At 46.9% G+C, this 25549-nt stretch carries 24 protein-coding genes; 17 read left to right on the top strand and 7 right to left on the bottom strand.

From position 1 onward, the window contains the following. Window positions 1–227 precede the first annotated feature (227 nt). Window positions 228–989 (bottom strand): PEP-CTERM sorting domain-containing protein, encoded by a 762-nt coding sequence (locus KKE17_03010; protein ID MBU1708952.1) that lies wholly within the window; start codon window positions 987–989, stop codon window positions 228–230. Window positions 990–1581: 592 nt separating this feature from the next. On the opposite strand from KKE17_03010, the gene KKE17_03005 reads away from it, so the two are divergent. The 5 genes from KKE17_03005 to htpG all read left to right on the top strand — a co-directional run bounded on the left by KKE17_03005 (window position 1582) and on the right by htpG (window position 5476). Next, entirely contained in the window at window positions 1582–1827 is a 246-nt protein-coding gene (locus tag KKE17_03005; GenBank protein MBU1708951.1) for a hypothetical protein, read from the top strand. A 544-nt stretch (window positions 1828–2371) separates the two neighbouring features. Next, window positions 2372–2581 carry a hypothetical protein gene (locus tag KKE17_03000; protein ID MBU1708950.1) on the top strand — a complete coding sequence of 70 codons (210 nt, stop codon included), beginning with the start codon at window positions 2372–2374 and terminating at the stop codon, window positions 2579–2581. Between the two features lie 45 nt (window positions 2582–2626). After that, complete coding sequence (locus tag KKE17_02995) at window positions 2627–2836, top strand: hypothetical protein (protein MBU1708949.1); 210 nt, start codon at window positions 2627–2629, stop codon at window positions 2834–2836. Window positions 2837–2874: 38 nt separating this feature from the next. Next, window positions 2875–3114 carry a hypothetical protein gene (locus KKE17_02990; protein MBU1708948.1) on the top strand — a complete coding sequence of 80 codons (240 nt, stop codon included), beginning with the start codon at window positions 2875–2877 and terminating at the stop codon, window positions 3112–3114. 475 nt (window positions 3115–3589) lie between these two features. Continuing rightward, entirely contained in the window at window positions 3590–5476 is a 1887-nt protein-coding gene (gene htpG, locus KKE17_02985) for a molecular chaperone HtpG (GenBank protein MBU1708947.1), read from the top strand. A 29-nt stretch (window positions 5477–5505) separates the two neighbouring features. On the opposite strand, the gene nhaD is transcribed toward htpG, so the two are convergent. The 3 genes from nhaD to KKE17_02970 form a co-directional block, all read right to left on the bottom strand. After that, entirely contained in the window at window positions 5506–6948 is a 1443-nt protein-coding gene (gene nhaD, locus KKE17_02980; protein ID MBU1708946.1) for a sodium:proton antiporter NhaD, read from the bottom strand. Window positions 6949–7246: 298 nt separating this feature from the next. Next, complete coding sequence (locus tag KKE17_02975) at window positions 7247–7723, bottom strand: hypothetical protein (GenBank protein MBU1708945.1); 477 nt, start codon at window positions 7721–7723, stop codon at window positions 7247–7249. Window positions 7724–7744: 21 nt separating this feature from the next. Further along, window positions 7745–8692, bottom strand: a complete 948-nt coding sequence (locus tag KKE17_02970) for a sulfite exporter TauE/SafE family protein (GenBank protein MBU1708944.1) — start codon at window positions 8690–8692, stop codon at window positions 7745–7747. Between the two features lie 319 nt (window positions 8693–9011). On the opposite strand from KKE17_02970, the gene KKE17_02965 reads away from it, so the two are divergent. From KKE17_02965 to KKE17_02955, 3 genes are all read left to right on the top strand, one after another. Then, window positions 9012–9704: an endonuclease III gene (locus KKE17_02965; protein MBU1708943.1), complete on the top strand. Its 693-nt coding sequence runs from the start codon at window positions 9012–9014 to the stop codon at window positions 9702–9704. 14 nt (window positions 9705–9718) lie between these two features. Further along, window positions 9719–10477 (top strand): exodeoxyribonuclease III, encoded by a 759-nt coding sequence (xth, locus tag KKE17_02960; protein ID MBU1708942.1) that lies wholly within the window; start codon window positions 9719–9721, stop codon window positions 10475–10477. Between the two features lie 257 nt (window positions 10478–10734). After that, window positions 10735–10992: a hypothetical protein gene (locus KKE17_02955; protein ID MBU1708941.1), complete on the top strand. Its 258-nt coding sequence runs from the start codon at window positions 10735–10737 to the stop codon at window positions 10990–10992. Between the two features lie 19 nt (window positions 10993–11011). Here the strand turns inward: KKE17_02955 and KKE17_02950 are convergent, their stop codons facing one another. Beyond that, window positions 11012–12199: an SDR family oxidoreductase gene (locus tag KKE17_02950; GenBank protein MBU1708940.1), complete on the bottom strand. Its 1188-nt coding sequence runs from the start codon at window positions 12197–12199 to the stop codon at window positions 11012–11014. A 202-nt stretch (window positions 12200–12401) separates the two neighbouring features. Between KKE17_02950 and KKE17_02945 the strand changes: the two genes are divergently transcribed. The 7 genes from KKE17_02945 to ahcY all read left to right on the top strand — a co-directional run bounded on the left by KKE17_02945 (window position 12402) and on the right by ahcY (window position 21339). Then, window positions 12402–13796 (top strand): DNA polymerase III subunit delta, encoded by a 1395-nt coding sequence (locus tag KKE17_02945; protein ID MBU1708939.1) that lies wholly within the window; start codon window positions 12402–12404, stop codon window positions 13794–13796. A 204-nt stretch (window positions 13797–14000) separates the two neighbouring features. Beyond that, a complete protein-coding gene (gene clpS, locus KKE17_02940) occupies window positions 14001–14315 on the top strand; it encodes an ATP-dependent Clp protease adapter ClpS (protein ID MBU1708938.1) in 315 nt (104 codons plus the stop codon). A 29-nt stretch (window positions 14316–14344) separates the two neighbouring features. Then, window positions 14345–16564 (top strand): ATP-dependent Clp protease ATP-binding subunit ClpA, encoded by a 2220-nt coding sequence (gene clpA, locus KKE17_02935; GenBank protein ID MBU1708937.1) that lies wholly within the window; start codon window positions 14345–14347, stop codon window positions 16562–16564. Between the two features lie 230 nt (window positions 16565–16794). Next, window positions 16795–17694: a DNA-binding protein gene (locus tag KKE17_02930; protein MBU1708936.1), complete on the top strand. Its 900-nt coding sequence runs from the start codon at window positions 16795–16797 to the stop codon at window positions 17692–17694. A 41-nt stretch (window positions 17695–17735) separates the two neighbouring features. Continuing rightward, window positions 17736–18662 (top strand): 2-dehydropantoate 2-reductase, encoded by a 927-nt coding sequence (locus KKE17_02925; protein MBU1708935.1) that lies wholly within the window; start codon window positions 17736–17738, stop codon window positions 18660–18662. A 110-nt stretch (window positions 18663–18772) separates the two neighbouring features. Then, window positions 18773–19942: a methionine adenosyltransferase gene (gene metK / locus KKE17_02920; GenBank protein ID MBU1708934.1), complete on the top strand. Its 1170-nt coding sequence runs from the start codon at window positions 18773–18775 to the stop codon at window positions 19940–19942. Between the two features lie 92 nt (window positions 19943–20034). Then, on the top strand, window positions 20035–21339 hold the full coding sequence (ahcY, locus tag KKE17_02915) for an adenosylhomocysteinase (protein ID MBU1708933.1): 1305 nt from the start codon (window positions 20035–20037) through the stop codon (window positions 21337–21339). Window positions 21340–21387: 48 nt separating this feature from the next. Here ahcY and KKE17_02910 read toward each other — a convergent pair whose 3' ends face one another. Both KKE17_02910 and surE read right to left on the bottom strand, forming a co-directional pair. Continuing rightward, a complete protein-coding gene (locus tag KKE17_02910) occupies window positions 21388–22203 on the bottom strand; it encodes a biotin--[acetyl-CoA-carboxylase] ligase (GenBank protein MBU1708932.1) in 816 nt (271 codons plus the stop codon). Next, window positions 22204–22974: a 5'/3'-nucleotidase SurE gene (surE, locus tag KKE17_02905; protein MBU1708931.1), complete on the bottom strand. Its 771-nt coding sequence runs from the start codon at window positions 22972–22974 to the stop codon at window positions 22204–22206. A 292-nt stretch (window positions 22975–23266) separates the two neighbouring features. Between surE and KKE17_02900 the strand changes: the two genes are divergently transcribed. Further along, on the top strand, window positions 23267–23455 hold the full coding sequence (locus KKE17_02900; protein MBU1708930.1) for a 4-oxalocrotonate tautomerase family protein: 189 nt from the start codon (window positions 23267–23269) through the stop codon (window positions 23453–23455). A 43-nt stretch (window positions 23456–23498) separates the two neighbouring features. Continuing rightward, window positions 23499–25541: an NAD-dependent DNA ligase LigA gene (ligA, locus tag KKE17_02895; protein ID MBU1708929.1), complete on the top strand. Its 2043-nt coding sequence runs from the start codon at window positions 23499–23501 to the stop codon at window positions 25539–25541. Window positions 25542–25549 lie beyond the last annotated feature (8 nt).

The following is a 25549-nucleotide window of genomic DNA, read 5'->3' as shown; positions in this document are numbered from 1 at the left end:
TATTGTCACATCTTGATCCTTACCGGAACAACTCTTCGGTAAGCGCATATACCCGTACCGCGTCGAACGGACCCCTTTGAGAGATCACGCTACACTTCTGCTAAAAATTCTTCTACAAAAAACAACACCTTTACAGGAATTGTTGATGATGGCAAATGCCAATAGAAATGCCGATCCGGTTTCACCCGGATCGGCATAAAGAAAATAATGGATAAATTCGATAAATGTTATTTTAATAAATTCTTTGTTTTTCTCCGGATTACTCCAGCCAATCCAGCAAGGCCTGTTCCGAAAAGAAGCATGGTTGCGGGCTCAGGAACCGGATTCACATGCTTATCATAAAAATCAACCTCATCAACAAAAATCCAGAACATCCCATCGTTAAAATTTTCCCACAGGAGCTTATCAAAATTGTCTGCATTGTTCAGAGTGATTGAAAATGTAGAGGTTGTAATGGGGTCAAAATTAAAAATCACATCATGACGTCTACCATTATTATAGACGTTTCCAAGAGGATTAGGCCCTGAATTGGCTGAATCATATGGTGTTTCCAGGGTGGAAGATATTGTTTCTGCGGAAATATAACTGGGGAAAACAACATTCCAGGTAAACAGCGCATCCTGATTAATACCTAAAACCAGCGAACTCAAAGTGACTACTTCTCCAAAATCAAAATTCAACTCAATTGAGCGAAAATCATAATTTTCCTTGGTAATCTTACCGTCTACGTATGAGCCGTCCCAAGCAATCCCTTGCCAGCCAACCCATTCGGCACCTTGATTTACAGTCCAATTGTCTTCACCATAGATCCCGTCGGTAAGCTTGGAAAGCCCCGGGTCGTCATATGTCCAAGTCCCTTCGTGCTGGTAACCTGCGCTGGGTGTAAAAGTGTAGCTATCCGGAACTATCTCTAATGCCGGAGCTGTGCCTGCAGCGATGAATACAAGAGAAATAAGTGCGGCGGAGATTATCAAAACTTTTTTGTTCATGGTAAAACCTCTTATTGGTTTCAGGAAGATATTAAATTAATAGTACGCAATCAGTCTGCTATTAGCAAGATCAATTAAAATGTCATCACTTATTTTTGCAAATTTTATACCACCAGCGCTACCTGTTTTGCCTGATTTATGAATAAATTATTTTTGCTTTATTATTACAGGGAGATACATCTTTAACCCAACAAGGATTAAACTGCTCCCAACCTCTCGCATTCCGGTTTACCGAAATATTAAACTTACTATATTCTGTTTTTCCGGAAAAAGCAAGTCAGTATTTTCCGTTTTACCGGAACGCCCTTTTATTATAATCCCATTTCTTCCTCAGTCCCTATCTTAAACCAGCAAATCTTTCCCTGCGTGCCCTGCAACTGCGGCACAAATTCACGCCTCATACCGCAAAACCGACGTAAACTCTTACGGTTGAAGAGGCGGTGAACGATCGGCTTCCGGGTGGCAACAGGTTTCGGCGCGCGACTCTTTGGAGGTGTTTTCTTTTGACAATACTTAAACGCATATTTTATAACATTGTCAGGCGGAATTATATCTAATTGCTTTTTCAGTCCTTGAATCATGGGAGGCCCAGATGAAAGAAGAAAAGCCAAATACCACGGTAATCATTTTCACAAACACTTATAGAATCAAAGGTGAAATTGACCTCATGCCTGGATCACGCCTTACCGATTATGTTGACGAAGTCCAAACCTTCTTTGCGGTTACAAACGCAGAAGTGTCCGACCGCAGCTCTGAAAATATCCTTTTCAAATCCAAGTTCATGGATGTCAATAAAAATGCTGTTGAAATCATCCTTCCAGCAGAGCTTCTGGAATAACGCGGAAAATACGGCTGCCCCCCAAACTGGAGTTGCCGGATTATTTCAAAAAGCCGGACCTTCCTCAGTAGCACTTAGCCCGCATTTCTCAAGGGCACCTCGCTACCAATAAGCAATGGTTTAAAATTACACAGTCCTCAGATAATGATGTCTGAGTTTTATAAAATCGGCATGTAAAAATTGGGAGAAAAGCGGATTAACTCTTCTTTCCAAAAATCTTTTATCAATCCTACATCCTTTTTATTGTTCAGATCTGGATCGCAATCCTTCACGTTGTAATTGGAAATCTTCCTCCTCGGCATGCCCTGCGCCCACATAAGTCCGGTTCAAAAACTAATTTCACAGAAAAAAACAAAACCAACACATTTCTCTTTGCCAGAATGACAATTTTTCATGCCATTCTGACATGAAACCCATGCCGCGAAAACATCAACAGCTTGATATGATTACATAAATACTAGTTGGCACGCTTCTGGCAATATAGAGAAAGCAAATGACAACGAACTTAAAAATTCATTTTTCAAAACATACCAAGGAGGACATCATGACGAACATAAGAACTCAGACAACAACCGGCGCACACGAACACACTCAAGCTGGAATCGATATTATCTCCAAGGGAGCCATCGCTGTCATGGGCGGCACCTCCGCACTGATCGGACTCTGGGCTGTTGCATGTTTTGCCACCGCAGTCCTTTCCAATGGACCGCTGGCAATGACCAAAGCCTGGTTTACCGCTGTGGCTGGAATGTAATCTGACTGAATGAAAATTAATTAATTGATATTTAAGGAGATCATCATGACAAACATAAGAACTCAGACAACAACCGGCGCACACGCAAATACTCAAGCTGGAATCGATACTATCTCCAAGGGAGCCATCGCTGTCATGGGCGGCACCTCCGCGTTGATCGGACTCTGGGCAGCAACCTGTTTTGTCGCCGCAGTAGTGTCCAATGGCCCTTTAGCGATGACAAAAGCTTGGTTCACCGCTGTAGCAGGAATGTAATTATATAAAATTTACGAATACCTGAAGGAACCGGTTTCATGGATGATGGACCACGAGCGATCGCCACAGTAAAAGTTAAAGAAAAACCCGATACCCGCTTCGGTAATTCCGGCTCTGCCAAGGATGGAGTGGAGGCAGTCTCAAAAACCAATCTCCTGCTCATTGGCGGAGCCGCAGCAATAGTAGGATTCTGGGCAATAGCTTGTCTGGCAAGCGCAATTAACGATCAAGGCATATCGCAGATCGTTAAGAGTTGGCTTTCCTCACTTGCAGGCTGAAAAAAAGCTTGCTCCTCACTGGCGGATTATTTACACAATCAACTCTCTCTTTTTCCTCTTTGCAAAAAGTAAAATTTCCGGAAAAACTTTTCCTGCACCGGGGTTGTAATCCAGAAGTTCTTTTTTCCCTTCCCGCCAGCTCGGCGAAACATACCCATATCCTCTCGGGAAAAGCTTGTTTTCCCCCTATTCTGTTTCAGCCCCTCATCCCATTTTTCAGTAGCTGTGGCAAAAATGAATAGTTTCTCCGGTTTCCTTTCATAATGAAAGGTTATTTTTTACCCTCGATCATACCCCAAAGCTTTTCAGATTTCTTCACGTCTTGACAGTGGAGTGAGGATGATTATTTTATCGGGGCTACTTTGTACAAACCTTGAAAAACTGCTTCTTCCGGACTGATGAACATATTATTGAGACAATTAATGCCCACCAACACTTGAGAAATCAAGTATTACGCCTTGCGAGGGACGCGAACATGACCAAGAAAAAATCCACATCAAAACCCGAAACCAAAGAATTCCAGGCCGAAGTTAAAAAGCTTTTAGATATTGTCATTCATTCATTATACACCGAGCGTGAAATCTTTTTACGCGAATTGATTTCAAACGCCGCCGATGCCCTTGAAAAATTCCGTCACCACAGTCTCATTGAGGAAGAGGTCTTTGACAGCCATGTCCCCCTTGAAATCAATATTAACGTGAATAAAAAAGAAAAAATCCTCACAATAACCGATACCGGCATCGGTATGACCAAGGATGAATTAATCAGCAACCTTGGCACCATTGCCCATTCAGGATCAAAAACGTTTCTCACCGAATTGGCAGATGCGGCAAAAAAAGACGTCAATCTTATCGGTCAGTTCGGCGTCGGCTTTTACTCCGCCTTCATGGTTGCTAAAAGAGTGCTTGTACAATCCAGATCCTACAAGCCTGAGGAAGACGGACATGAATGGTCTTCTGATGCAAGCGGTTCATATACGATCTCAGAGGCTCCCGGAATCAGACGGGGCACAAGAATTATTATTGATCTCAACGATGATGCCGAAAAATTTGCCGATGAAAATGAGCTCAAAAGGATTATCAAGCAATACTCAAGCTTCGTTCCCTTCCCGATCAAAATGGATGATGAAACCATCAATACCGTCCAGGCAATCTGGGCCAGAAAGAAAAGCGATTTGAAGGATGAAGAATACAACGAGTTTTATAAATTCGTGGCCAATGCCATTGACGACCCTTTCTATCGCCTGCATTTTGAAACGGACGCGCCCCTGGCAATCAAAGCCCTGCTTTTCACCCCAAAGGACAATTTTGAAAACATGGGCTTCGGGCGCATGGAACCCGGCGTCAGCCTCTACTGCCAGAAAGTCCTCATCGAGCAGCACAGCAAGAACATCCTGCCGGAATGGCTCCGCTTCCTCAAAGGCGTAATTGACAGCGATGACCTGCCGTTGAATATCTCCCGGCAGGCCCTTCAGGACAATGCCCTGCTTGTCAAACTCAATAAAATCATTACCAAGCGCTTTTTAAAGCATCTCTCAGAAGAAGCCAAAAACAACCCGGAGGCTTACGAAACATTCTGGAAAAATTTCGGTATTTTCCTCAAAGAAGGTGCAACCTCCGACTATACGCACCGTGAAGATATTTCCAAGCTGCTGCGGTTTGAATCTTCCAAATCCGAACCAGGGAAAATAATTTCCCTTGCCGCATACGTCGAGCGCATGCAGGAAGACCAGAAAGAAATTTATTATATAAATGGACCGAATCGTAAAGCCGTTGAAGCTGGACCATATGTGGAAGCCTTTAAAAATCGTGACATTGAAATCATCTACACCCTGGAGCCCATTGATGATTTTGTCATGAGCCATCTTGGACAGTTTGACGAAAAGAAACTGATTTCAGCAGATCGTGCCGATATCGAGCTGCCGGAGATCAAAAATGACAAAAAAGGGACTGATAAAGAAACTGAAGAATCCCTTGATGCAAAAACCACTGACGATCTCACGGTGTGGATCAAGGAAGCCCTGGGCGATAAAATAAAAGAAGTGCATGCATCCAAACGCCTGGTTGACAGTCCGGCAATCATTGTTAATCCGGACGGCTTCATGACCAGCAGCATGGAACGGATCATGCAGGCTCAAGGCAATGAATTCCAGAAATTCGGCGCCAAAAACCTCGAGATAAACCCGCACCATCCGCTGATTAAAAATCTGTCGGCCCTGAAAGGCAAAGACGAGGATTTTGCCAAGAGTATTGTTGAACAGATTCTGGATAATGCCCTGATTCAGGCAGGCCTCATGGTGGAACCGCGAGAAATGGTCCAAAGGACATACAAGATCCTGGAACGTGCTACAAAGACCGACTAACAACGAATCAAGGCAGGCTTTTCTGCTGATCAATGCGTAAAATAACGGCTATTGATCAGCAGATGACAGATTATACTTGCCGCATACCCTAAAGCAATAACCGGGGTCCACTTCATGTGGGCCCCGAATGTATATACACCCCGCGCCGTTCCCATTAAAGCAACCCCGGCAGCAGAACCAATTGACAGAAGACTGCCCCCGACTCCGGCGGTCAGCGTCACCAGCAGCCACTGACCATGGGACATGACCGGATCCATGGTCAGTACCGCGAACATCACCGGAATGTTATCTACAATCGCCGACAGGATCCCCACCAGGATATTTGCATAGGTGGGGCCAAGCCCCGTGTACATGAAATTTGAAACCAGTATCAGGTATCCGAATTGTCCCAACCCGCCTACACAGAGAATTACTCCATAGAAAAACAGCAGCGTATCCCACTCGGATCGGGCCACCCGGCGCATCAAATCAAAATGGGCAACCTGCGCGTCCGGGGGCCGGGGAAACTCCTCCTGGCGTAAACCAAGAAGTCCGACATGGTCATTTAATCGCTGCTCTGTTCTTTTAATATAATAGGAAAAAAAGCCAAGATATCCAAAGCCAAGCATCATGCCTGCTGCCGGCGGAAGGTTCAGGAAATTATGAAATGAAACCGCTGTGGCAATCGTACACAGAAAAAGAAATATGATTCGTTTGGCACCAAGCTTCATGGAGATCTTTTCATCCAACTTTGCAGGGCATTCCTTGCTGATTGCAAAATGCATGAAAACCGCCGGCACCAGCCAATTGATAAGCGACGGGAAAAAAATCGCAAAAAATTCGACAAACTCGACCTTGCCCTTTTGCCAGACCATAAGCGTCGTGATGTCTCCGAAGGGAGAAAATGCCCCTCCGGCATTTGCCGCCACCACAATATTAATACAGGCAAGGGTGACGAATTTTTTGTTTTCACCACCCACAGCCATGGCAACCGCCCCCATGAGAAGCGCGGTGGTGAGATTATCTGCAATCGGTGAAATGACAAATGAAAGCAATCCGGTAATCCAGAAAATCACCCGCAGAGAAAATCCCCGGGTGACAAGCCAGGCCCGCAACGCCTGAAAGACATTTCTCTCCTCCATGGAGTTGATATAGGTCATGGCAGCCAGCAGGAAAAGTAACAGTTCGGCATACTCGATGAAATTTTGTTTGATTGCCTCATGGGCCGTATGCGTATCACCCAGCTGGGCATAGGCAATTGCCACAAGAACCCAGATAATCCCGGCTGCAAGAATCACCGGTTTACTTTTGCGCATATGAAGTTTTTCTTCAAAAATAACCAGGGTGTATGCGGCAATGAAAAGAATCACTGCGGCATACCCCAATGCGGTGGAGCTCATATCAATAGCAGCCGTTTCCTGGCCGCCGCCGCTGGCCCATGCCGGCAATGATCCTATAATCAAAATAATCAACAGAGAGAAAATCGTTTTCATAAACATATATCCTGGAGGAAATAGTTGTTTCGTTGGTTTATACCCGGACAGCAGTAACCTTGAGGACTTCGATACAAGACGAACCACCCACCCCCTTATATAAACTTCACCTGAGACCTTTAACTCAATCACTATGCCGTTTTTCAAGGTTTTGTTAATTTATAATCACCAGATACAACGGGGGTTATGATAAAAGACCAAACCATCCCCGGCTGAATACACAAAAAAAAGAGCTCATCAGCTTCCGAAACTTCGAATGCAGATGAGCTCTTATAAAAACTAATAAATAACTGGAAGCTTAATGACCGACAGTGAGTAACCCACTTGCCGCAAGGGACAGAATGAGCACTTCAACAATAGCCATCACCGCATAGGCGGTATCACCCCTGCGGAAGAGACCCGGAACAATGGCGCCATAGCAGAGAATGGTTACTCCGGAAAGAATGGCAATGGGAATAAAATTCAAAAAATCCCCTTTCCCAACAAACTTCACCCAGGCCCAGCCGGTAATACCTTGTTCCTCATGTAAATATTCCTGATTCATTTTTTCAATATAACCGACAACCGCTTCATGATCAGCTGTGGCTTCATGGGATGTGACCGGCAGGTGCCAGTAGTTGGCCAGTTGATCCAGCGGAATTGCCGGCTTCATAACCCCGAATACATAGAGGGCAAAAGTAATAAACATTAGAGCAAGGCCGAAGTACATCCCTTTTTCAAGGATCTTGGCGTACAGAACCTGTTCTTCCGTGGCTTGTATATTTGATTGAGTCATGATGTTTTTCTCCTTAATACTTTAGAACAACTCGATACCCAAGCCCTTGGTCAAGGCCTTGGCGCCGGCAAAGGTGAGAATAGCGATAACCATCCAGCGGATGAATGTCGGTTTGGCGACCTTGAGCAGCCGCACACCGATAAAGGAACCGAGCATGATGCCGATGAGTGACGGAACAACCATCAACGGAATAACGCAACCCTTATTCAAATAAATCCAGGCAGCAGAGGTATCAGTGATGGAAAGCAGAAATTTTGAAGTTGCAACACTGATTTTGAGCGGTGCACCCATCATCAGATTCAATACAGGGACATTTGCCCAACCGGCGCCCAGACCGAACATGCCGGCCATGAAACCAATGATGACAAAAGTGGCCAACCCCAAGGGAGTACGGTGCACCTTCCAGTCGATCTCCTGCTTCATGGAGGGTTCATAAAAGACACCGGTTATCCGCAGGGCCGAGGACAGGGCATCGGCCTTCGGGACATCAGGAATGGTAGACTTCTTGGCGGACAGCATTATGACCACGATACCAAGAATTACTGCGCCCAGGGATATCTGCACAACATTTGTAGGCAGGGCCAGGCCGACCATGGCGCCGACAATAGCCATGGTTGAAGCGATCAGGGCAACCGGAATCGCAAGCCTCAAGCTTGCAAGATTGGCCTTCAACAAGCCAGGTCCTGCTGCCAGGGCGCCGCACAACGCTACCAGTAAACCGCAGCCGCGGACGAAATCAAGATGAAACGGAAAAAAACCACTGATGATCGGCACGTACAAAACACCGCCACCAACTCCACCGAGAACTGCAAGGATCCCCATGACAAAGGTCACCACGAGCAGTATAAGCGGCATGACCCACCATGCCTGTGCTTCACCGGCAGGCACAGCTGCCGCTGTTTCACTGGCAAAAACCAGCGCCGGGGTCAGAGCCGTTACACAGATAAACGCTGTGGCGGCTTTCCCCATCTTCCCCATTGTTTCTTTCAACATTTTTTCCTCCTCCATACCCTAATCTTAACTTATGTAAAATGTTATTAAATATGGTATATTCCTGATTCTGTTCCAAGTCCCTACGGCATGAAACAAAATCAGAGAAATTGGGGGTAATTCTTAATGCTCCGATACGGTTTCTGTCAAGCAAAAATATTTAAATAGTTGAAGCTTTTCAAATCAAATCCCAGGGAATTCATTTTATCATGACATTTTATTTTGTCGTTCTGCTCACTGAACACCCAATCCACCCGGACTGAGGTCGAAGCACAAATAACTCTTCCTGTTAAGCAATATGAAAGTACAAGGCAAAATTATTTCCAAAAACATTGGCCGGATACTCGATGTTCTGAAAAAAGAAGTCGCATCATATGCCGTCCCGGTTGTTGATCTTATTGCCGTGCAGACCGCTGATCCTTATAAAGTCCTTGTTGCCACTATTCTTTCGGCGCGGACCAAAGATGAAACCACCGCCCTGGCCACAGCCAGGCTCTTCAAAAAAGCGCCGGACATACACAATCTTGCCCGACTTTCTGAACAAAAAATAATGAAACTGATTTATCCGGTGGGCTTTTACAAATCCAAGGCCGGCTATCTCGCGAAACTTCCCGAGGCTCTTGAGACATTTGCCGGCAAGGTTCCAGACACCATTGATGAGTTATTAACCCTGCCCGGAGTCGGCAGAAAAACAGCAAACCTCGTCCTGGCCGTTGCCCATAAAATTCCAGCCATTTGCGTTGACACGCATGTACATCGCATTGTAAATATCTGGGGGTATGTTCAGACAAAAACGCCCCTTGAAACGGAAATGATTCTTCGGGAAAAACTTCCCAAAAAATACTGGCTGACAATCAACTCAACCCTTGTTGCCTTCGGGCAGGGAACCTGCCGGCCGGTTTCGCCGCATTGTGATCGATGTGTGATTAATCAGGATTGCCCGAAAATCGGTGTAACTCCGCGAAAGACACCCATTGTTAAAAAAAGGTAAAAGATAACGGTAAAATGAAATTTATTTCCTGGAATGTAAATGGCATCCGCGCCATAGAAAAAAAAGGTTTTCTCGATTTTGTTGCCGCCACCGCACCGGACATCCTTGCGCTTCAGGAAATCAAGGCCCAGCCGGACCAACTCTCTGAGGCCCTTCGGGCAATTCCTGGTTATCAGGCATATTGGCATTCCGCTGAAAAGAAAGGTTATTCCGGAGTCTGCGTATACACAAAAAAGAAGCCGATAAAGGTTCTCGTTGGAATCGATGAGCCACAATTCGATTCGGAAGGCAGGGTGCTGACCCTTGAGTTTGACGACTTCTATTTCATCAATGCCTATTTCCCCAATGCCCAGCACGGACTGAACCGCATTGACTATAAAATCGCATTCAATTTAGCCCTCCAGGCTTTTGCCGACACGCTGGCAAAACAGAAATCCGTGGTAATCTGCGGCGATTTCAATGTCGCCCATAAGCCCATTGATCTCAAGAATCCAAAAGAAAACGAAAAAAATCCTGGTTATTCAGAACGGGAAAGGGCATGGATGGATGACTTCACCAATTCCGGATATATCGACACTTTCCGGAAATTCAACCAGGAACCGGACAATTATACCTGGTGGAGTTATCGGTTCAATGCCCGGGCCAGGAATATCGGTTGGCGGATTGATTATTTTGCCGTGGATAAAAAAAGCGATAAGCGCGTCAAAGGAGCATCTATCGCAAAAGAGATCATCGGCTCTGACCACTGCCCCGTTACCCTTGAATTTGCATAGTTCTGGTTATTTGCTTTGACCCATCTGGCATCAATGCTTATATTGCTAACAACTTGTGTTTTATAACTTTCCGGAGACAGACAATAATGACCAAATCATACGCTATTCCCTGCATCATGGTATTCCTTCTACTCTTACTCGGCCCTTTATCGGTTTCGGCTGTTCCTGCTTTCCAACTGGCGGGAAACACGGGCCATGTTTCATCATTCTCCCCCGAAATTGAACCCGGGCAGCGAGCACTCTTTTCAGACCCTCAAATGATTGCCCAGGCCCCAAAGGTCGAGATATATGTCACCAGCTGGTGTCCATACTGCAAAAAAGCGACAAATTATTTCGAGTCAAAGGGAATCCCGTATGTTGCTTATGACATTGAAAAAGACCCCGAAGCTGCGGCGAGAAAAGCAAAACTCGATACACGTGGCGGCGTGCCGTTTGTGGTAATCAGGGGTCGCAATACAACCCATTACATCCATGGATACTCAGTAGAGCAGTTTGAGTATGCCCTGAGCAAATAAACCTTTCAGGATGCGACGGTCAACTCACTCCCTTGCTGCTCTCAATGCTTGCCCCGGCCTGTTTACAGACATCGAATCCATTTGCCGCAGGATCGACTTTTCCGGTGTGAATGGCTTCAATGAGTTCTTCTGGTGAACGGAGAAACTCGTCAGCACATTTTCTGGGATCAAAAAACTCCCTGTTGATCGGCTCGATAAGGTTCAACTGCTCCCATCTGGTCGTATAGTACTGGATAAGGTCGGGCAGTTGAGTGAATACTGTCTTTTCGGGAGCTGGATCTACATAGCTTGAGCGATTAAGTTTTTCTGCAGACAAGGTCTGGGTCTTATAAAAATTTTCAAGAAACATCAACTCACCCGGCATTCTTGCTTCGATGCCAATTTTTGCCAGTCCCCGAATGAGCAGATCTATGATCTTCCTTCCTGCCTTGGCCACGGGATACGGTAAATATATTTCTTTAGGAACGCTCATCTCCATGTAGGCCTTGATTGTCAGGATTATCTGTGCAAGTTCTACCGGGCTGGAATCCACGAAATTATAGGTTTCTCCGGAAAATTCATCCCGGTTATCAAGAATATGGTGGATAAAATAAGGCAATTTTGAGGAATTGGAATACGAATGCATGACTCCGCGCCTGGTGAGCAAAACCGGCATTGACTGGTCGGCAATTGAAAAAAACAAACGGTGAAACCCCTGGATTTTATGGTCATGCTTGCCATAGACCACAGCCAGCCTGATTATTGAATAGTCAAGACCCTCTTTTTCATGCATATGTTTGAGGGTCATCTCAGCCATCAATTTTGATTTGGCATAATTTGAAAGATCTGCTGAAAGGGGCAACTGATCGTCTTCTGTCAGATTTTCTCCAGGTGGCAAAATCGCCGCCGAGCTGATATGGATATAAGGAACACCTAGCTCCAGGGCCTTTCTCGCAAGGTTTACAGTACCGAGATAATTCACCTCAAAGGCCATCTGCGGATCGCTATCAATGGCTGCGATGGCTGCATTGACTATAAAATCCGGCCGCACATTGGTAAAATACTGATTAATGTCGCCGGGCACCCTTAGACTCAGTTTCTTGCTGTTTGGCGCAAGAATCTCCATCTCCACCGGCATCCTGGTCTTGAAATAATACATGAGGGTACCACCGATCAAGCCGGACCCTCCAAGAATCACCCCTGTTCTTTTACTGCCAGATGTTCCCATAAATATGTGTTTTTCCTTTTTTAGTATTATTTATCAATATAATGTAATCCTTGTCAGGCGGGGAAACAACTTTTCTTTATGCTTGATCCGTGCTTAAATTGCTCCCATCCTATTTCTTTTAAAAATGAGTGGCCATGGAAATTACTCCGCACTAAAATATCTATTCACCTAAACATATTAATTCCATTTAAAAATAACCATTATGCCTGCCTGGAAACGAAAAGACATTACCGCTCTGCTTAAAGAGCTCAAACAGGGCAAGACCTATCCCGCCTTTCTGATCTTCGGGGAACGCTTTCTCTGCCGGGAAATTGCCGGCGAAATCATCTCAACCCTGCTCCCGGAGAAAAACCAGACCGCCAATCTCAAGAATCTTGACGGCGACCAGGAAGATCCGGAGAACACCCTGAACCTGTTGCGGACTTTCAATCTCTTTCCCGGTAGCCAGATAATCCGGGTCACCGATTCCAGACTGTTTCATTCAAAAACCGTCTCTAAATCAATCTGGGAAAAAGCAAAAAACGCCCATGACGCAAATGATTCGAAAGAGGCCGGGCGATATCTTGCGCAACTTATCGATACTTCCGGGGCAGACTTGGATGAGCTTGAAGAATTAAACGCCAATGGCTGGAAAAACCTCTTCGGCTTTCCAAAACCCAGCGAAAATCTTTCCTGGATAAAAGAGACAATCGCCTCCACACCTCCGGCAAAAAATAGCGCATCAACTCATTCTAAAAGTACGGATATCGCCGACAGGTATGTCGATACTCTCGAAGCCGGTATTCCAAAAAACAATATCCTTATCCTTCTTGCAGATACTGTAGACAAAAGAAAACGCCTGTATAAGTTCATGGCGAAAAACTGCGCGGTTATCGACCTTTCGGTTGACACGGGCTTCAGCACAGCAGCCCGCAATGAACAGGACGTGGTTTTACGCGAACTGGTTGAGAGAACCCTTGCAGACTTCAATAAAAAAATCGAACCAAAAGCCCTGACCCGACTGCTTGAAAGAGTTGGTTTCCATCCGGTGGCAGTGGTCATGGAGACAGAAAAAATTGCCCTGTATACCGGCGACCAAACAACCATTTCTTCAAGGGATATCGATGCGGTTATCGGGCGCACCCGTGAGGAGGCAATGTATGAACTCACCGAAGCGTTTGCCGCCGGCAATCTATCGGAGGCGATCCTGATTTTCACCCGATTGCGGGAACACGGCATTCATCCGCTGGCGGTCCTTTCCGGGCTGCGGAATATTACCAGAAAGCTGCTGACGGCCAAAGCATTTCAGGGCTTGAAAAATCCCAGATACAGCAGACAATCCTTTGACGGCTTTCAAAAAGGATACCTGCCATCCCTGAAGGCCTGCCTTGATGAGCCGGCTGATATTCTTTCCGGCCATCCTTATGTTGTGTATAAACTTTTCACCCAGGCAGAATCTTTCTCCATTGCTCATTTAAAAAAAGGCCTTTCCCGGTTGCTTGAAACCGAGTTTCAGATAAAGAGTACGGGTATTTCCGATGCATTGCTCCTTGAAAATTATCTCTTTGGGCAACTCCTGCCCGCTGCCCCCGAAATACAGCGTGCTGATTTTTCATAAGAAAAATATCTTCCAAAAACGTGCATCTTGAACGATAAATGATTATTAGATATTTAGTAGAAGTTACCAGTGCATGACCAGACGCCAATATTTCCGCAATGGACTTACGAAATAGTCGGTTCAGGGATCGGCATAATAATGACACATTGTTTCAATGCAGGACTGAAACGAGCCATGATGAGATAAAAGGGAGTATATGTTGCCATGAGTCATGAACAAAAAGATCTTGATGGGCAAGCCATAGTCGAGCAACGGCAGGAAGTAGAAGAGCCACCCCTGTTCAAGGTTTTACTGCATAATGATGATTATACGACAATGGACTTTGTTGTGATGATCCTTGAAGCGATCTTTCACAAAACAAAGACTGAGGCTACTGCCATTATGCTCACAGTACATAATCACGGCGTCGGCGTAGCCGGTGTCTTCCCCCGTGAAATTGCCGACACAAAAATGACCCAGGTCAACGAGTACGCCAGGCAGAACGAACATCCGCTTAAATGCACAATTGAAAAGGCTTAAAACCGAACTCTTTTCAGGAGCTCTAAGATATGATAAATCATAAACTCGAAATGGCTTTGGTTATGGCCATTCGTGAAGCAAAAATCCACAAACATGAATATGTGACCGTAGAGCATATTCTATACGGTCTCCTGCACGATGATCTTGCCGTTCAGATCATTTTAAGTTGCGGCGGTGACACTGAAAAAATAAAACAAAACCTTGAAGAGTTCTTTGAAACTCATGTGCCGGTCATAAAAGAAGGGATTGCCAACGACCCCATTCAGACCATAGGGTTTAACCGGGTGCTGCAACGGGCCATTGCCCACGTTCAAAGCAGCGGCAAGGAGGAAGTCTCTCCCAGTGACGCATTGGTTGCACTGTTTGCCGAACCGGACTCCTTTGCCGTCTATTTCCTCAAAAAAGAAGGGATCAACCGACTTGATATTGTCGAATATGTTTCGCATGCAATGCCCGGCTTAAAAATTGCCCCCAGGGAAAATACCAGTCACGAAGAAAAGCCTGAATCCGATCTGGACAAGTTTACAGTAAATTTATCCAAACTTGCACGTGAAGGCAAGATTGATCCCCTCATCGGCAGACATCATGAACTGCAGCGGATCATGCAGATCCTTTGCAGACGAAAGAAGAACAACCCCCTGCTCGTCGGTGAGCCCGGTGTAGGGAAAACCGCCATCGCTGAAGGACTGGCGCTTCAAATTCATCATGGAGATGTTCCAGACTTATTGCAGGATGTAGAAATCCGCATGCTGGACCTGGGCACCCTCTTATCAGGCACGAAATACCGGGGTGACTTTGAGCAACGGCTCAAAGCAGTTATCAAGGCAGTTGAAAACGATGAAAACGTTATCCTTTTCATTGACGAGATGCATACCATTGTCGGCGCCGGCGCTACCAGCGGCGGCAGCATGGATGCCTCAAACCTCCTGAAACCTGCGCTCCAGGCCGGGACGCTGCGATGTATCGGCTCCACTACCTATGAAGAGTATAAAAATTATGTAGAAAAGGACCGCGCCCTTTCCCGGCGATTTCAGAAAGTCGACATCGAAGAGCCCTCAATTGCTGAAACATGCGAAATATTAAAAGGTCTCAAGTCAAAATATGAAGAGCACCACGGCGTTAAATACACCGCGCCCTGCATCAGAGCCACGGCTGAACTTGCAGTACGATACCTCAATGACCGCTTTCTGCCGGACAAGGCCATTGATATTCTTGACGAGGTCGGCGCACGCTTCAGGCTTGCAAAACCAGGCAAAAGGAGGAAAACCGTCACTGTTCGGGATGTGGAAGCTGTTGTGGCAAGCATGGCACGGGTTCCCGTACAATCCACAACAAGTTCTGATGTAGAGCATCTGCGCCTGCTGGATCTTACCATGAAAAGCCAGATATTCGGCCAGGATCATGCCATTGATGCAATTGTCACTGCTGTCAAGCGCTCAAGAGCTGGCATTAAACAACCAGAACGACCCACCGGAGCCTTTCTCTTTGCAGGGCCCACCGGTGTTGGCAAGACCGAGGTCGCACGCCAGCTGGCCTTTGCAATGGGCATCCATTTTGAACGCTTTGATATGAGCGAATACATGGAGAAACATGCAGTGGCCAGACTCATCGGCGCTCCTCCGGGCTATGTTGGTTTTGACCAGGGCGGTCTGTTGACCGATGCGATTAGGAAACACCCCTACAGCGTACTTCTCCTTGATGAAATTGAAAAAGCCCATGCCGATGTTTTTAATATTCTTCTGCAGGTAATGGACCATTCAACCTTAACTGACAATTCCGGCCGCCGCGCCGATTTTCGAAATGTCATTATTATCATGACCACCAATGCCGGAGCACGAGAGATGAGCGGCCAGCCCATCGGTTTCATGTCGGAAAAAAAGGGCCAAGAACAAAAGGCGATTAAAAATCTCTTTTCACCTGAATTCAGAAACAGACTTGATGCGATAATTACATTTGACCAGCTCCAGAAAAAAGTCATGGAACAAATCGTTGACAAACTGGTCTATGAACTTCAGATGCAGCTTTCCGAAAAAAATGTTATTATTCATCTTTCTCCTGCTGCCAGGTCTTGGCTCGCGGATAAGGGGCACGATCCTGATTATGGCGCTCGCCCCTTGCGCCGCCTGATCATGCAGGAGATTGGCAATAAACTGACCGATGAAATTCTTTTTGGTCAACTTTCAAAGGGCGGCACCACAAAAGTCGGCCTGAAAAACAAACAGTTAACCTTTTCCTATTCCGGACAATAGCGCCCATCGCCGCTTTTCAACCGACTAGGAACCGGCCAACATGCCGTAAGATTATTTTGCGGCATATTTAATTTTGATGGTCTCGCAACAAATTGAATGCTAAATTAGCGCCTCTCGTAATATCAACAAGCTAGATGCGGAATACGTCCGCATCCTGCTTTTTACGCTGCCGAAAAATTAACGAGCTAACAAAATACTTTTATAAAAAACCAAGTGAGGAGTTATTTTCCATGACCACTAATCTCAAAAATCTAGGTTGTATAATTTGTGTTGTATTGATGACAGCGTTCATAGCTTCATGCGGTGATGACAAAACTGCCACCACTTCTTCGAATCAAGCAACCGGACAGCAAGAAGACATGGCTGCCAATATTGACCAGGACCCCTTAAGGGGCACCACCATTAAGGGAAAAGTACTTGAGGCTCTTCCTGCCGGCGGATACACGTATATACACCTGGATCAGGGCACGGAAAAAACATGGGTTGCCCTTCCTTCAGCTGATGTAAAAGTCGGTGATGAAGTAAGTGTTATATACAGCATGGTTATGCATGATTTTCCCAGCAAATCTCTCGACCGAACCTTTGACAAACTGATTTTCGCATCCGGTTTTGCCGATGGCCAACCAACGGCAGCTCCAAATGCCTCGCCGAGCTGGGGCGCATCATCTCCCCACGGTGGAGGTGCTATGGGTGGCATGGGCGGCGGATCATTCAACGATGCGTTAAGCGCTGAAGGCGGCAGCATGAATCAACCGACTTCGGATGCTTCCGGCACCGGCAGTTCAAAATCCGTTGTTCCGTTTACTGAACTCAAAATTGACAAAGCGACCGGAGAAAATGCACATAAGGTAGGAGATCTCTTTAAAAAGAGTGCGGCTTTGAACGCCAAAAAAGTCACAGTTAAAGGAAAAGTCGTAAAGGTCACCCCGAACGTTATGAGCAGAAACTGGATCCATTTACAGGACGGTTCCGGCGACCCCGCAAAAAACACACATGATCTTGTCGTAACTTCTTCCTCCGCCCCCAACCTTGGTGATGTTATTACCATTGAAGGCATTCTGGCGGCTGATAAAGATTTTGGCGCCGGCTATAAATATAAAGTACTTGTCGAGGAAGCAGCTATTAAGTAACGCACTTGTTCAAATAGTGTCTGTCCATGAAGGGAGACACCATGAAAATCGTTGTAATAGGCCCGGGAGCATTAGGCTGCCTGCTGGCATCATCACTTGCTGCAGGAACCGATCATGCCATATGGCTTTTAGACCATGACCCCAAACGTGCCCTGCTGCTGTCGCGGCAGGGCATTTTTCTAGAACGGGGCGGCACTGAAACAAAAAAGTCAATCCCGGTTACCCATGATGCGTCAACCATAGGAATTGCCGATTTCGTTTTTCTCTGCGTTAAATCGCACCACACAGAAAGCGCCCTGGTCTCCATGTCGCAACTATTATCGCGGGAAAGTCTGCTCCTGGCTTTTCAAAACGGCATCAACCATCTGGATATCCTGCAACAAAAGATGTCCTCCCCCTGGGTTGCCGGCGTAACCTCTATGGGTGCGACGCTGGTCGATCAGGGACGTGTACGTTTCGGTGGCACAGGTATTACCTCCTTAGGCTTTTTATCTCCTGCGAATGACCAGGAAGCTGCAAAGCTTGCCCATGCAGCCGAACTATTAAATAGTGCCGGTTTTGAAACAGTAATTACCAACGATATTCTTTCAAAGATCTGGAATAAATTTCTCATTAATATCGGCATCAACGCCTTAACCGCAATTCATAATTGCCCAAACGGCAGGTTATTGGAAACGCCGTCCATCAAAAACCAGTTGAGAGCCGCGGTCAAAGAAGCCCTGCACGTCGCAAAAGCAAAAGGGATAACGATTTCAGAAAACCCTGTCTCTCTTACCGAGACCGTGTGCAGGGCAACTTCTCAAAACATTTCAAGCATGCTGCAGGATATAAGGAATCAGCGCCAAACCGAAATAGAAGCCATTAACGGTGCGCTTATTCGCGAGGCCCGGCTTCTAGGTCTCGAAACCCCGGTCAATGAAGAACTTGCAGATGAGGTACGGAATCTGCAGATGAAATATCTCAACTGATTGACATTTTCTCTTGACAGAGGCGTCGCTTTTGCTCAATAATTAACGGTTTATCGCAACACTAAATAACTTATTATACTTTTCAAAACCTTTTCAACAAAGGAAGGACGATAATGAGCAATTATCTGTTTACATCCGAATCAGTTTCAGAAGGCCACCCCGATAAGGTTGCCGACCAGATATCAGACGCTATCCTCGATGCGATTCTCGCTCAGGACAAATTGTCTCGCGTTGGCTGCGAAACCATGGTCACCACCGGAATGGCGATTATCGCAGGTGAAATCACCACCTCAGCCTGGGTGGATATGCCCCAGGTTGTCAGAGAGACAATTAAAGAAATAGGCTATAATTCTTCCGATATGGGCTTTGACTGGCAATCCTGCGCGGTGCTCACCAGCATTGACAAGCAGTCCCCGGATATCGCCCAGGGCGTTAATGAGGGCACAGGTATTGACCTAGACCAAGGGGCTGGCGACCAGGGCCTGATGTTCGGCTATGCCTGCTCAGAAACCAAGGTGCTCATGCCAATGCCCATCACCTATGCCCACCGCCTCATGAAGCGGCAATCCGAAGTACGCAAGGCCGGCCTTCTTCCCTGGTTACGCCCGGATGCCAAAAGCCAGGTTACCATCGAATACGAAAATAAAAAGCCGAAGCGGGTTGACACCGTGGTTCTTTCCACCCAGCACAGCCCTGACGTTGACTATGAAGACCTGAAAGAAGGCGTCATGGAAGAAATCATCAAACCGATTATCCCGGCAAACATGATTGATAAAAACACCAAATACTTCATCAACCCCACCGGCCGTTTCGTGATCGGCGGCCCGGTTGGCGACTGTGGGGTCACCGGCAGAAAAATTATCGTCGATACATACGGCGGCATGGGTTCTCACGGCGGAGGCGCTTTCTCCGGAAAAGATCCTTCCAAGGTTGACCGCTCCTCTTCCTATATGGGCAGATATGTTGCAAAGAATATTGTGGCCGCCGGCATTGCCACTGAAGTGGAAGTGCAGATTGCCTACGCTATTGGCATTTCCCAACCCGTTTCCATAAATGTTAATTCTTTTGGAACCGGCAAGATAAGCGATGAAAAAATAAAAAATCTGATCCTCGAGCATTTTGATCTGCGCCCCAAAGCCATTATCCAGCACCTCGACCTCTTGCGGCCCATTTACAAAAAAACCGCGGCTTATGGACATTTCGGTCGCGAGCATGAGTCCTTTACCTGGGAAAAAACCGATAAGGCGGATGCATTGAAAAGTTCTGCCAAAATAAAATAATCACCTGAAACAATTACTCAACAGGCGCTTTTGTTTTTCTTCACATTGCCGGCGCCGTTGATACAAGAAAGTTTTTTGAAGGAGTATACATTATGAGTAAGCAGACAACTGCAGCGGATTATAAAGTCGCAGATATGGCCGGAGCCGCATGGGGCAGAAAGGAAATCAACATCGCTGAAACCGAAATGCCCGGGCTGATGGCGGTTCGAAAAGAATATGCCGGAAAAAACCCGCTCAAGGGAGCACGAATCGGCGGCTGCCTCCACATGACAATTCAGACCGCCGTCCTCATCGAAACCCTTGTGGAGCTCGGCGCTGAAGTCCGCTGGTCCTCATGCAATATTTTTTCCACCCAGGATCATGCTGCAGCAGCTATCGCGGCCGCTGGAATCCCGGTCTTTGCCTGGAAAGGTGAAACAGAGGAGGAATTCTGGTGGTGTATCGAACAGACAATCTTCGGCCCGAACAACTGGCGGCCCAATATGATTCTCGACGATGGCGGCGACCTCACCCAGATCATGCATGAAAAATATCCTGAAATGATGAAGGACATCCGCGGCATCAGCGAAGAAACCACAACCGGTGTCCACCGGCTTGTTGAAATGATGAACAAAGGCACCCTGATGACGCCGGCATTCAATGTCAACGATTCGGTGACCAAATCAAAATTCGACAATCTTTACGGCTGCCGCGAATCACTCATTGACGGCATCAAACGCGCCACCGACGTGATGATTGCAGGAAAAATCGCCGTGGTCTGCGGTTACGGCGATGTGGGCAAGGGTTGTGCCCAGGCGCTCAGAGGAATGGGCGCAACCGTCTATGTCACGGAAATCGACCCCATCTGCGCCCTGCAGGCGGCCATGGAAGGCTACCGGGTTACAACAATGGATGAAGCCGCGGCCATCGGTAATATCTTTGTTACCGCAACCGGCAACCTCAAGGTGATCGGCAGAAACCACATGGAGCAGATGAAAGACCAGGCAATAGTCTGCAATATCGGCCATTTTGACAGCGAAATTGATATTGCCTCCATCAGAAAGCTTGAGTGGGAGAACATCAAACCCCAGGTGGACCACGTGATCTTTCCTGACGGTAAACGGATTATCGTCCTCGCTGAGGGCCGCCTGGTTAACCTTGGCTGTGCAACCGGTCATCCGAGCTTTGTCATGAGCAATTCCTTTACCAATCAGGTCATGGCCCAGATTGAACTCTGGCTGAACCCCGGCAAATATGAAAACAAGGTTTACTTTCTGCCCAAGCACCTTGACGAGAAGGTGGCCATGCTGCATCTGCAAAAAATCGGCGCGAAGCTGACCAGGCTTTCCAAGGAACAGGCTGAATATATTAATGTGCCTGCCGACGGGCCATACAAGCCTGAGTATTATCGATACTAATTAAAGCGTTCACGTAGCCCATAAAAAAGAGTCCTTCGGGGCTCTTTTTTATGGTTTTTTCTGATTTATATCTCCAGAAATGACTTCTGAAACTCTGCCCTGATTATCGCGGATATGGAGAACTCCCCGCTCATCCACACCCAGCGAAACCCCTGAAACCACCGCGCCTGCCGGCGTCAGCCAGTAACAATGTTTCCCCTTGATCGCATCTCTTCTGTCAAATTCCCGAATAATGGCATTAAAGTCCCCTTTCTCCAAAACATCCACCTGCCCCAGCACCCGCGCTACACATTCTTCGAGCAGCACTCCTTTGCCGTAAACAGTTTCCCCCTCTTCAAAGAGAGACGTAACCTTTCCCTGCAAATCAGCAGGCATAGAACTCTTAGCGTTCAGAACATTCATACCGATGCCGACGATAACCGGGATTGAGTCAGGAGATGATATCCCGGCGGTTTCAGTTAAAATACCGCAGAATTTCTTACCGTTCAGCAAAAGATCATTGGGCCATTTCAGCCGTGGCGACAAACCGGTTGTCGCTTCAAGTGCCTGGCAGACCGCAACGCCTGCGGCAAGGGTGATTCTCGACAAATCATCAAGCGCCAGCCGCGGCCTCAGGATTATTGAAAAATAAAGGCCGGATCCCGGCGGCGAAAGCCATTTTCTTCCAAGCCTTCCCTTGCCGGACGTCTGACTCCCGGCAACAACTACGGTTCCGGTGGGAGCGCCGGAACGAGCCATGTCCATTGCTATGACATTTGTGGAGTCAACAACATCCCGATAGCTGACCGGAAAATCACCCAGAAAACCGGTTTCCAGCATTTCCCGCCATAATGGATCATTTGCAAGATTTCCGGATGATTCCATTCAACGAGTCCAATCAATGTCAACGGGCCAGTCCTGGCGAAGCCGTGACAAGGCATCATAGTTTGTCAAATCAAGGTGGATGGGGGTGATTGAAACATACTGCTTTAAAACGGCACTGGCATCCGTATCCTCTCGCCCATCCCATAGAGGCGTGCCGCCACCAATCCAGTAATGTTTTCTTCCCCAGGGGTCGCTGGTTTCCTTGATTGCCCCCTCGTAAATCCTTCTCCCCTGCCTGGTATAGCGCACCCCCTTGATCAACTCCTTGCTGATATTGGGAACATTGACATTGAGCAATGTCTCCCGGAAAAGGCCCTTATCAAGAATCTTCCCGGCCAATTGCCCGGAAAATTCAGCGGCGGCTGAAAAATCAAAGGGCGCCTCCCCTGCCAGGGATACTGCAAAGGAGGGCACCCCGAGCATGGTTCCTTCCACCGCTGCGGAAACCGTGCCGGAATAACTTATATCATCACCGAGGTTTCCCCCCGGATTGATTCCTGAAACCACCAGTGCCGGCTTTTCGTCAAGCACCATTCCTATGCCGATTGTCACGCAGTCGGTTGGTGTTCCGTCAATCATGTAAACGTCTTCATCAATCTTTCTCACTCTGAGCGGTCGGTGCATGGTAAGGGAATGACTTGCGGCGCTGTTGTCCCGTTCAGGAGCGACAACAACGATTCGACCAATATTTCTCATTACATCGCAAATTGCCTTGAGCCCGGGAGCATAGACTCCGTCATCATTGGTAAGCAGAATAAGTGGTTTGTTCATATGAAAAATTCCCTTAGAATGATTATCGTGTCTCAACAATTTACCCGACTTCTCGTGCTAAAGGAATTGTTTATAGTAATTGCTGATTCGTCAGCCAACTCTTCAGTCAAATATCATTCCCCTTGTCTATTTTTCTCCCATCTTTTACTTTATATACTATTGTAAAAAAAATTAAATTTCCTGTTCACATTTATAGACTTGGCAAAGGATTTTGCCTTGCTTCACGGCATTTTTTGTTTGCCTAAATCAATCCAATCAGCTTAACCCAAATTTGCCCTAAAGGAGGGTTCCCATGCCATATGTTAACATCCGGGTCGCCGGCTCTCTCAGCAGAGAACAAAAGCAGGAAATCTCTTCCGGCGTTACAGAAGTTATTTCCCGTGTTGCGGGCAAACCGCCGGAGACAATCCTGATTTTCATTGATGAAGAACAACATGAAAACATCGCGATTGCAGGAAAACTTCTTGAAAAACCGTCCTGAGCAGGAAGCATCACGCAAACAACTCACGCTGGATAGCCATTCAATGACTGAAAAAGCAAAGGCGAAAAAACGCCTTGCAACTTTGCGTGACGAGCTGAATCATCATTCCCAGCTGTATTATGTCAAGGATGATCCGGTTATCTCAGATGGAGAATATGACACCCTTTATCAGGAGCTTCTGGCTCTGGAGGAAAGATATCCGGATATCATACTCCCTGATTCCCCCAGCCAGAGGGTTGGCGGCGCTGCCCTGGGACAGTTTCAGAGTGTTGAACATCGAATTCCAATGTTGAGCCTGGATAATGCCTTTGGCGCTGATGATCTTATAAAATTTGAAGAAAAAACTCGAAGGTTTCTCAATTTTGACGGCACCCTTGATTATATGGGGGAACCAAAGCTTGACGGCCTGGCCGTTGAACTTGTTTACAAACACGGCGCATTAACCCTCGGCTCAACCAGGGGGGACGGCCGCTTTGGCGAAGATATCACCCAGAATCTTAAAACAATTGCCAGCATCCCTCTAAAACTCAAATCCAATGCCGACGGTTCCATTCCGGAAACATTAGAGGTACGAGGCGAGGTCTATATTTCAGTCGAGGGATTCAATCGCCTGAATGCGCAACGGTCGGCCGCCGGGGAAAAACTTTTTGCAAATCCGCGAAACGCAGCAGCAGGGTCCCTCAGACAATTGGACCCAAAGTTGACAGCCAAAAGACCTTTGGATTTTTTTGCCTATGGCATAAGTGACGCAGCACACCAACAGGATTTGCACACCCAGGGCGCCATCCTCGGTTTCCTTGAGGCCTCAGGGTTCAAGATCAACACCCTGACCCGGCACTGTCAATCCATCCGGGAAATCATTGATTTATATGAACATCTCCTGAATATTCGCGCCGATCTTCCCTATGATATCGACGGCATGGTGGTCAAGGTCAATGCCCTTGACCTGCAACGCCGGTTAGGGGTAACTGCGAGAAGTCCGCGCTGGGCCATAGCAGCAAAATTTCCAGCATCCCAGGCAACGACCAGACTGCTGAGTGTGGAATTCCAGGTCGGAAGAACCGGGGTCATCACTCCCGTTGCCAACCTTGAGCCGGTCATTGTCGGTGGAGTCACGGTGAGCCGCGCTACACTCCACAACAAAAAGCAGATTGAAGAAAAAGGTCTGCTTTTAGGCGACACGGTTCTCATTCAGAGAGCCGGAGATGTCATTCCAGAAATAGTTAAACCAATTATCGAAAAAAGGACAGGAAACGAGAGCGTTATTGTTTTTCCGGATAAATGTCCTGAGTGCACCCATAAGTTGATCCAGGAAGAAAATATCCAAAAAGGCGATGTTGAAGCTGCTTTCCGCTGCCCGAACTCGAGTTGCCCGGCTCAACAACTCAGGAATCTCATCCATTTCACCTCAAAAGCAGGTTTGGATATTGAGGGGCTCGGCGCAAAGGCTATGAAGCAGCTTGTGTCCGAAGGACTTGTGCAAAAAATTTCAGATTTATACTCCCTCACGACTGACCAGCTTTCGAACCTTGAAGGATGGGGCGAACTTTCCGCAGCCAATGCCGTTGCCGCCATTGAAAAATCAAAAAACACCAGTCTTTCGCGCCTGCTCAGCGCCCTGGGCATTCGTCATGTGGGCGAGGAAATAGCCAATCTTCTTGAAGCACATTTTTCCGGCTCCCTGGAACGAATTCTCCAGGCCACGATTGAAGATCTGCAGGAAATTGAAGGGGTGGGAGAACAGATTGCATCAAGCCTTGCCGGTTATTTTACTGATACGACAAATCGAGAAATGATTGCCAAACTGTTCAACCATGGACTGATTCTCAACAGCCCGAATATATTCTTAAAACAAAATCTCCCCCTCTCCGGAAAGGTTTTTCTGTTTACCGGATCGCTCAATTCATTTTCACGGAGTGAAGCAAAAGCCCGAGTTAAGTCACTCGGCGGGCAGATAGCATCTTCAATCAATAAAAAAGTGACCCATGTTGTTGCCGGGGAAAAACCAGGCAGCAAAATCCAAAAGGCGCAAGACCTGAATTTAACGATTATCGACGAGAATGAATTTCTTTCCTATATCCGCTAGTTGACCTC

This window comes from Pseudomonadota bacterium (assembly GCA_018823135.1).
Taxonomy (GTDB): domain Bacteria; phylum Desulfobacterota; class Desulfobulbia; order Desulfobulbales; family CALZHT01; genus JAHJJF01.
The sequence above is the reverse complement of the archived record's forward strand: the minus strand, read 5'-3'. Positions and strand labels throughout refer to the sequence as shown.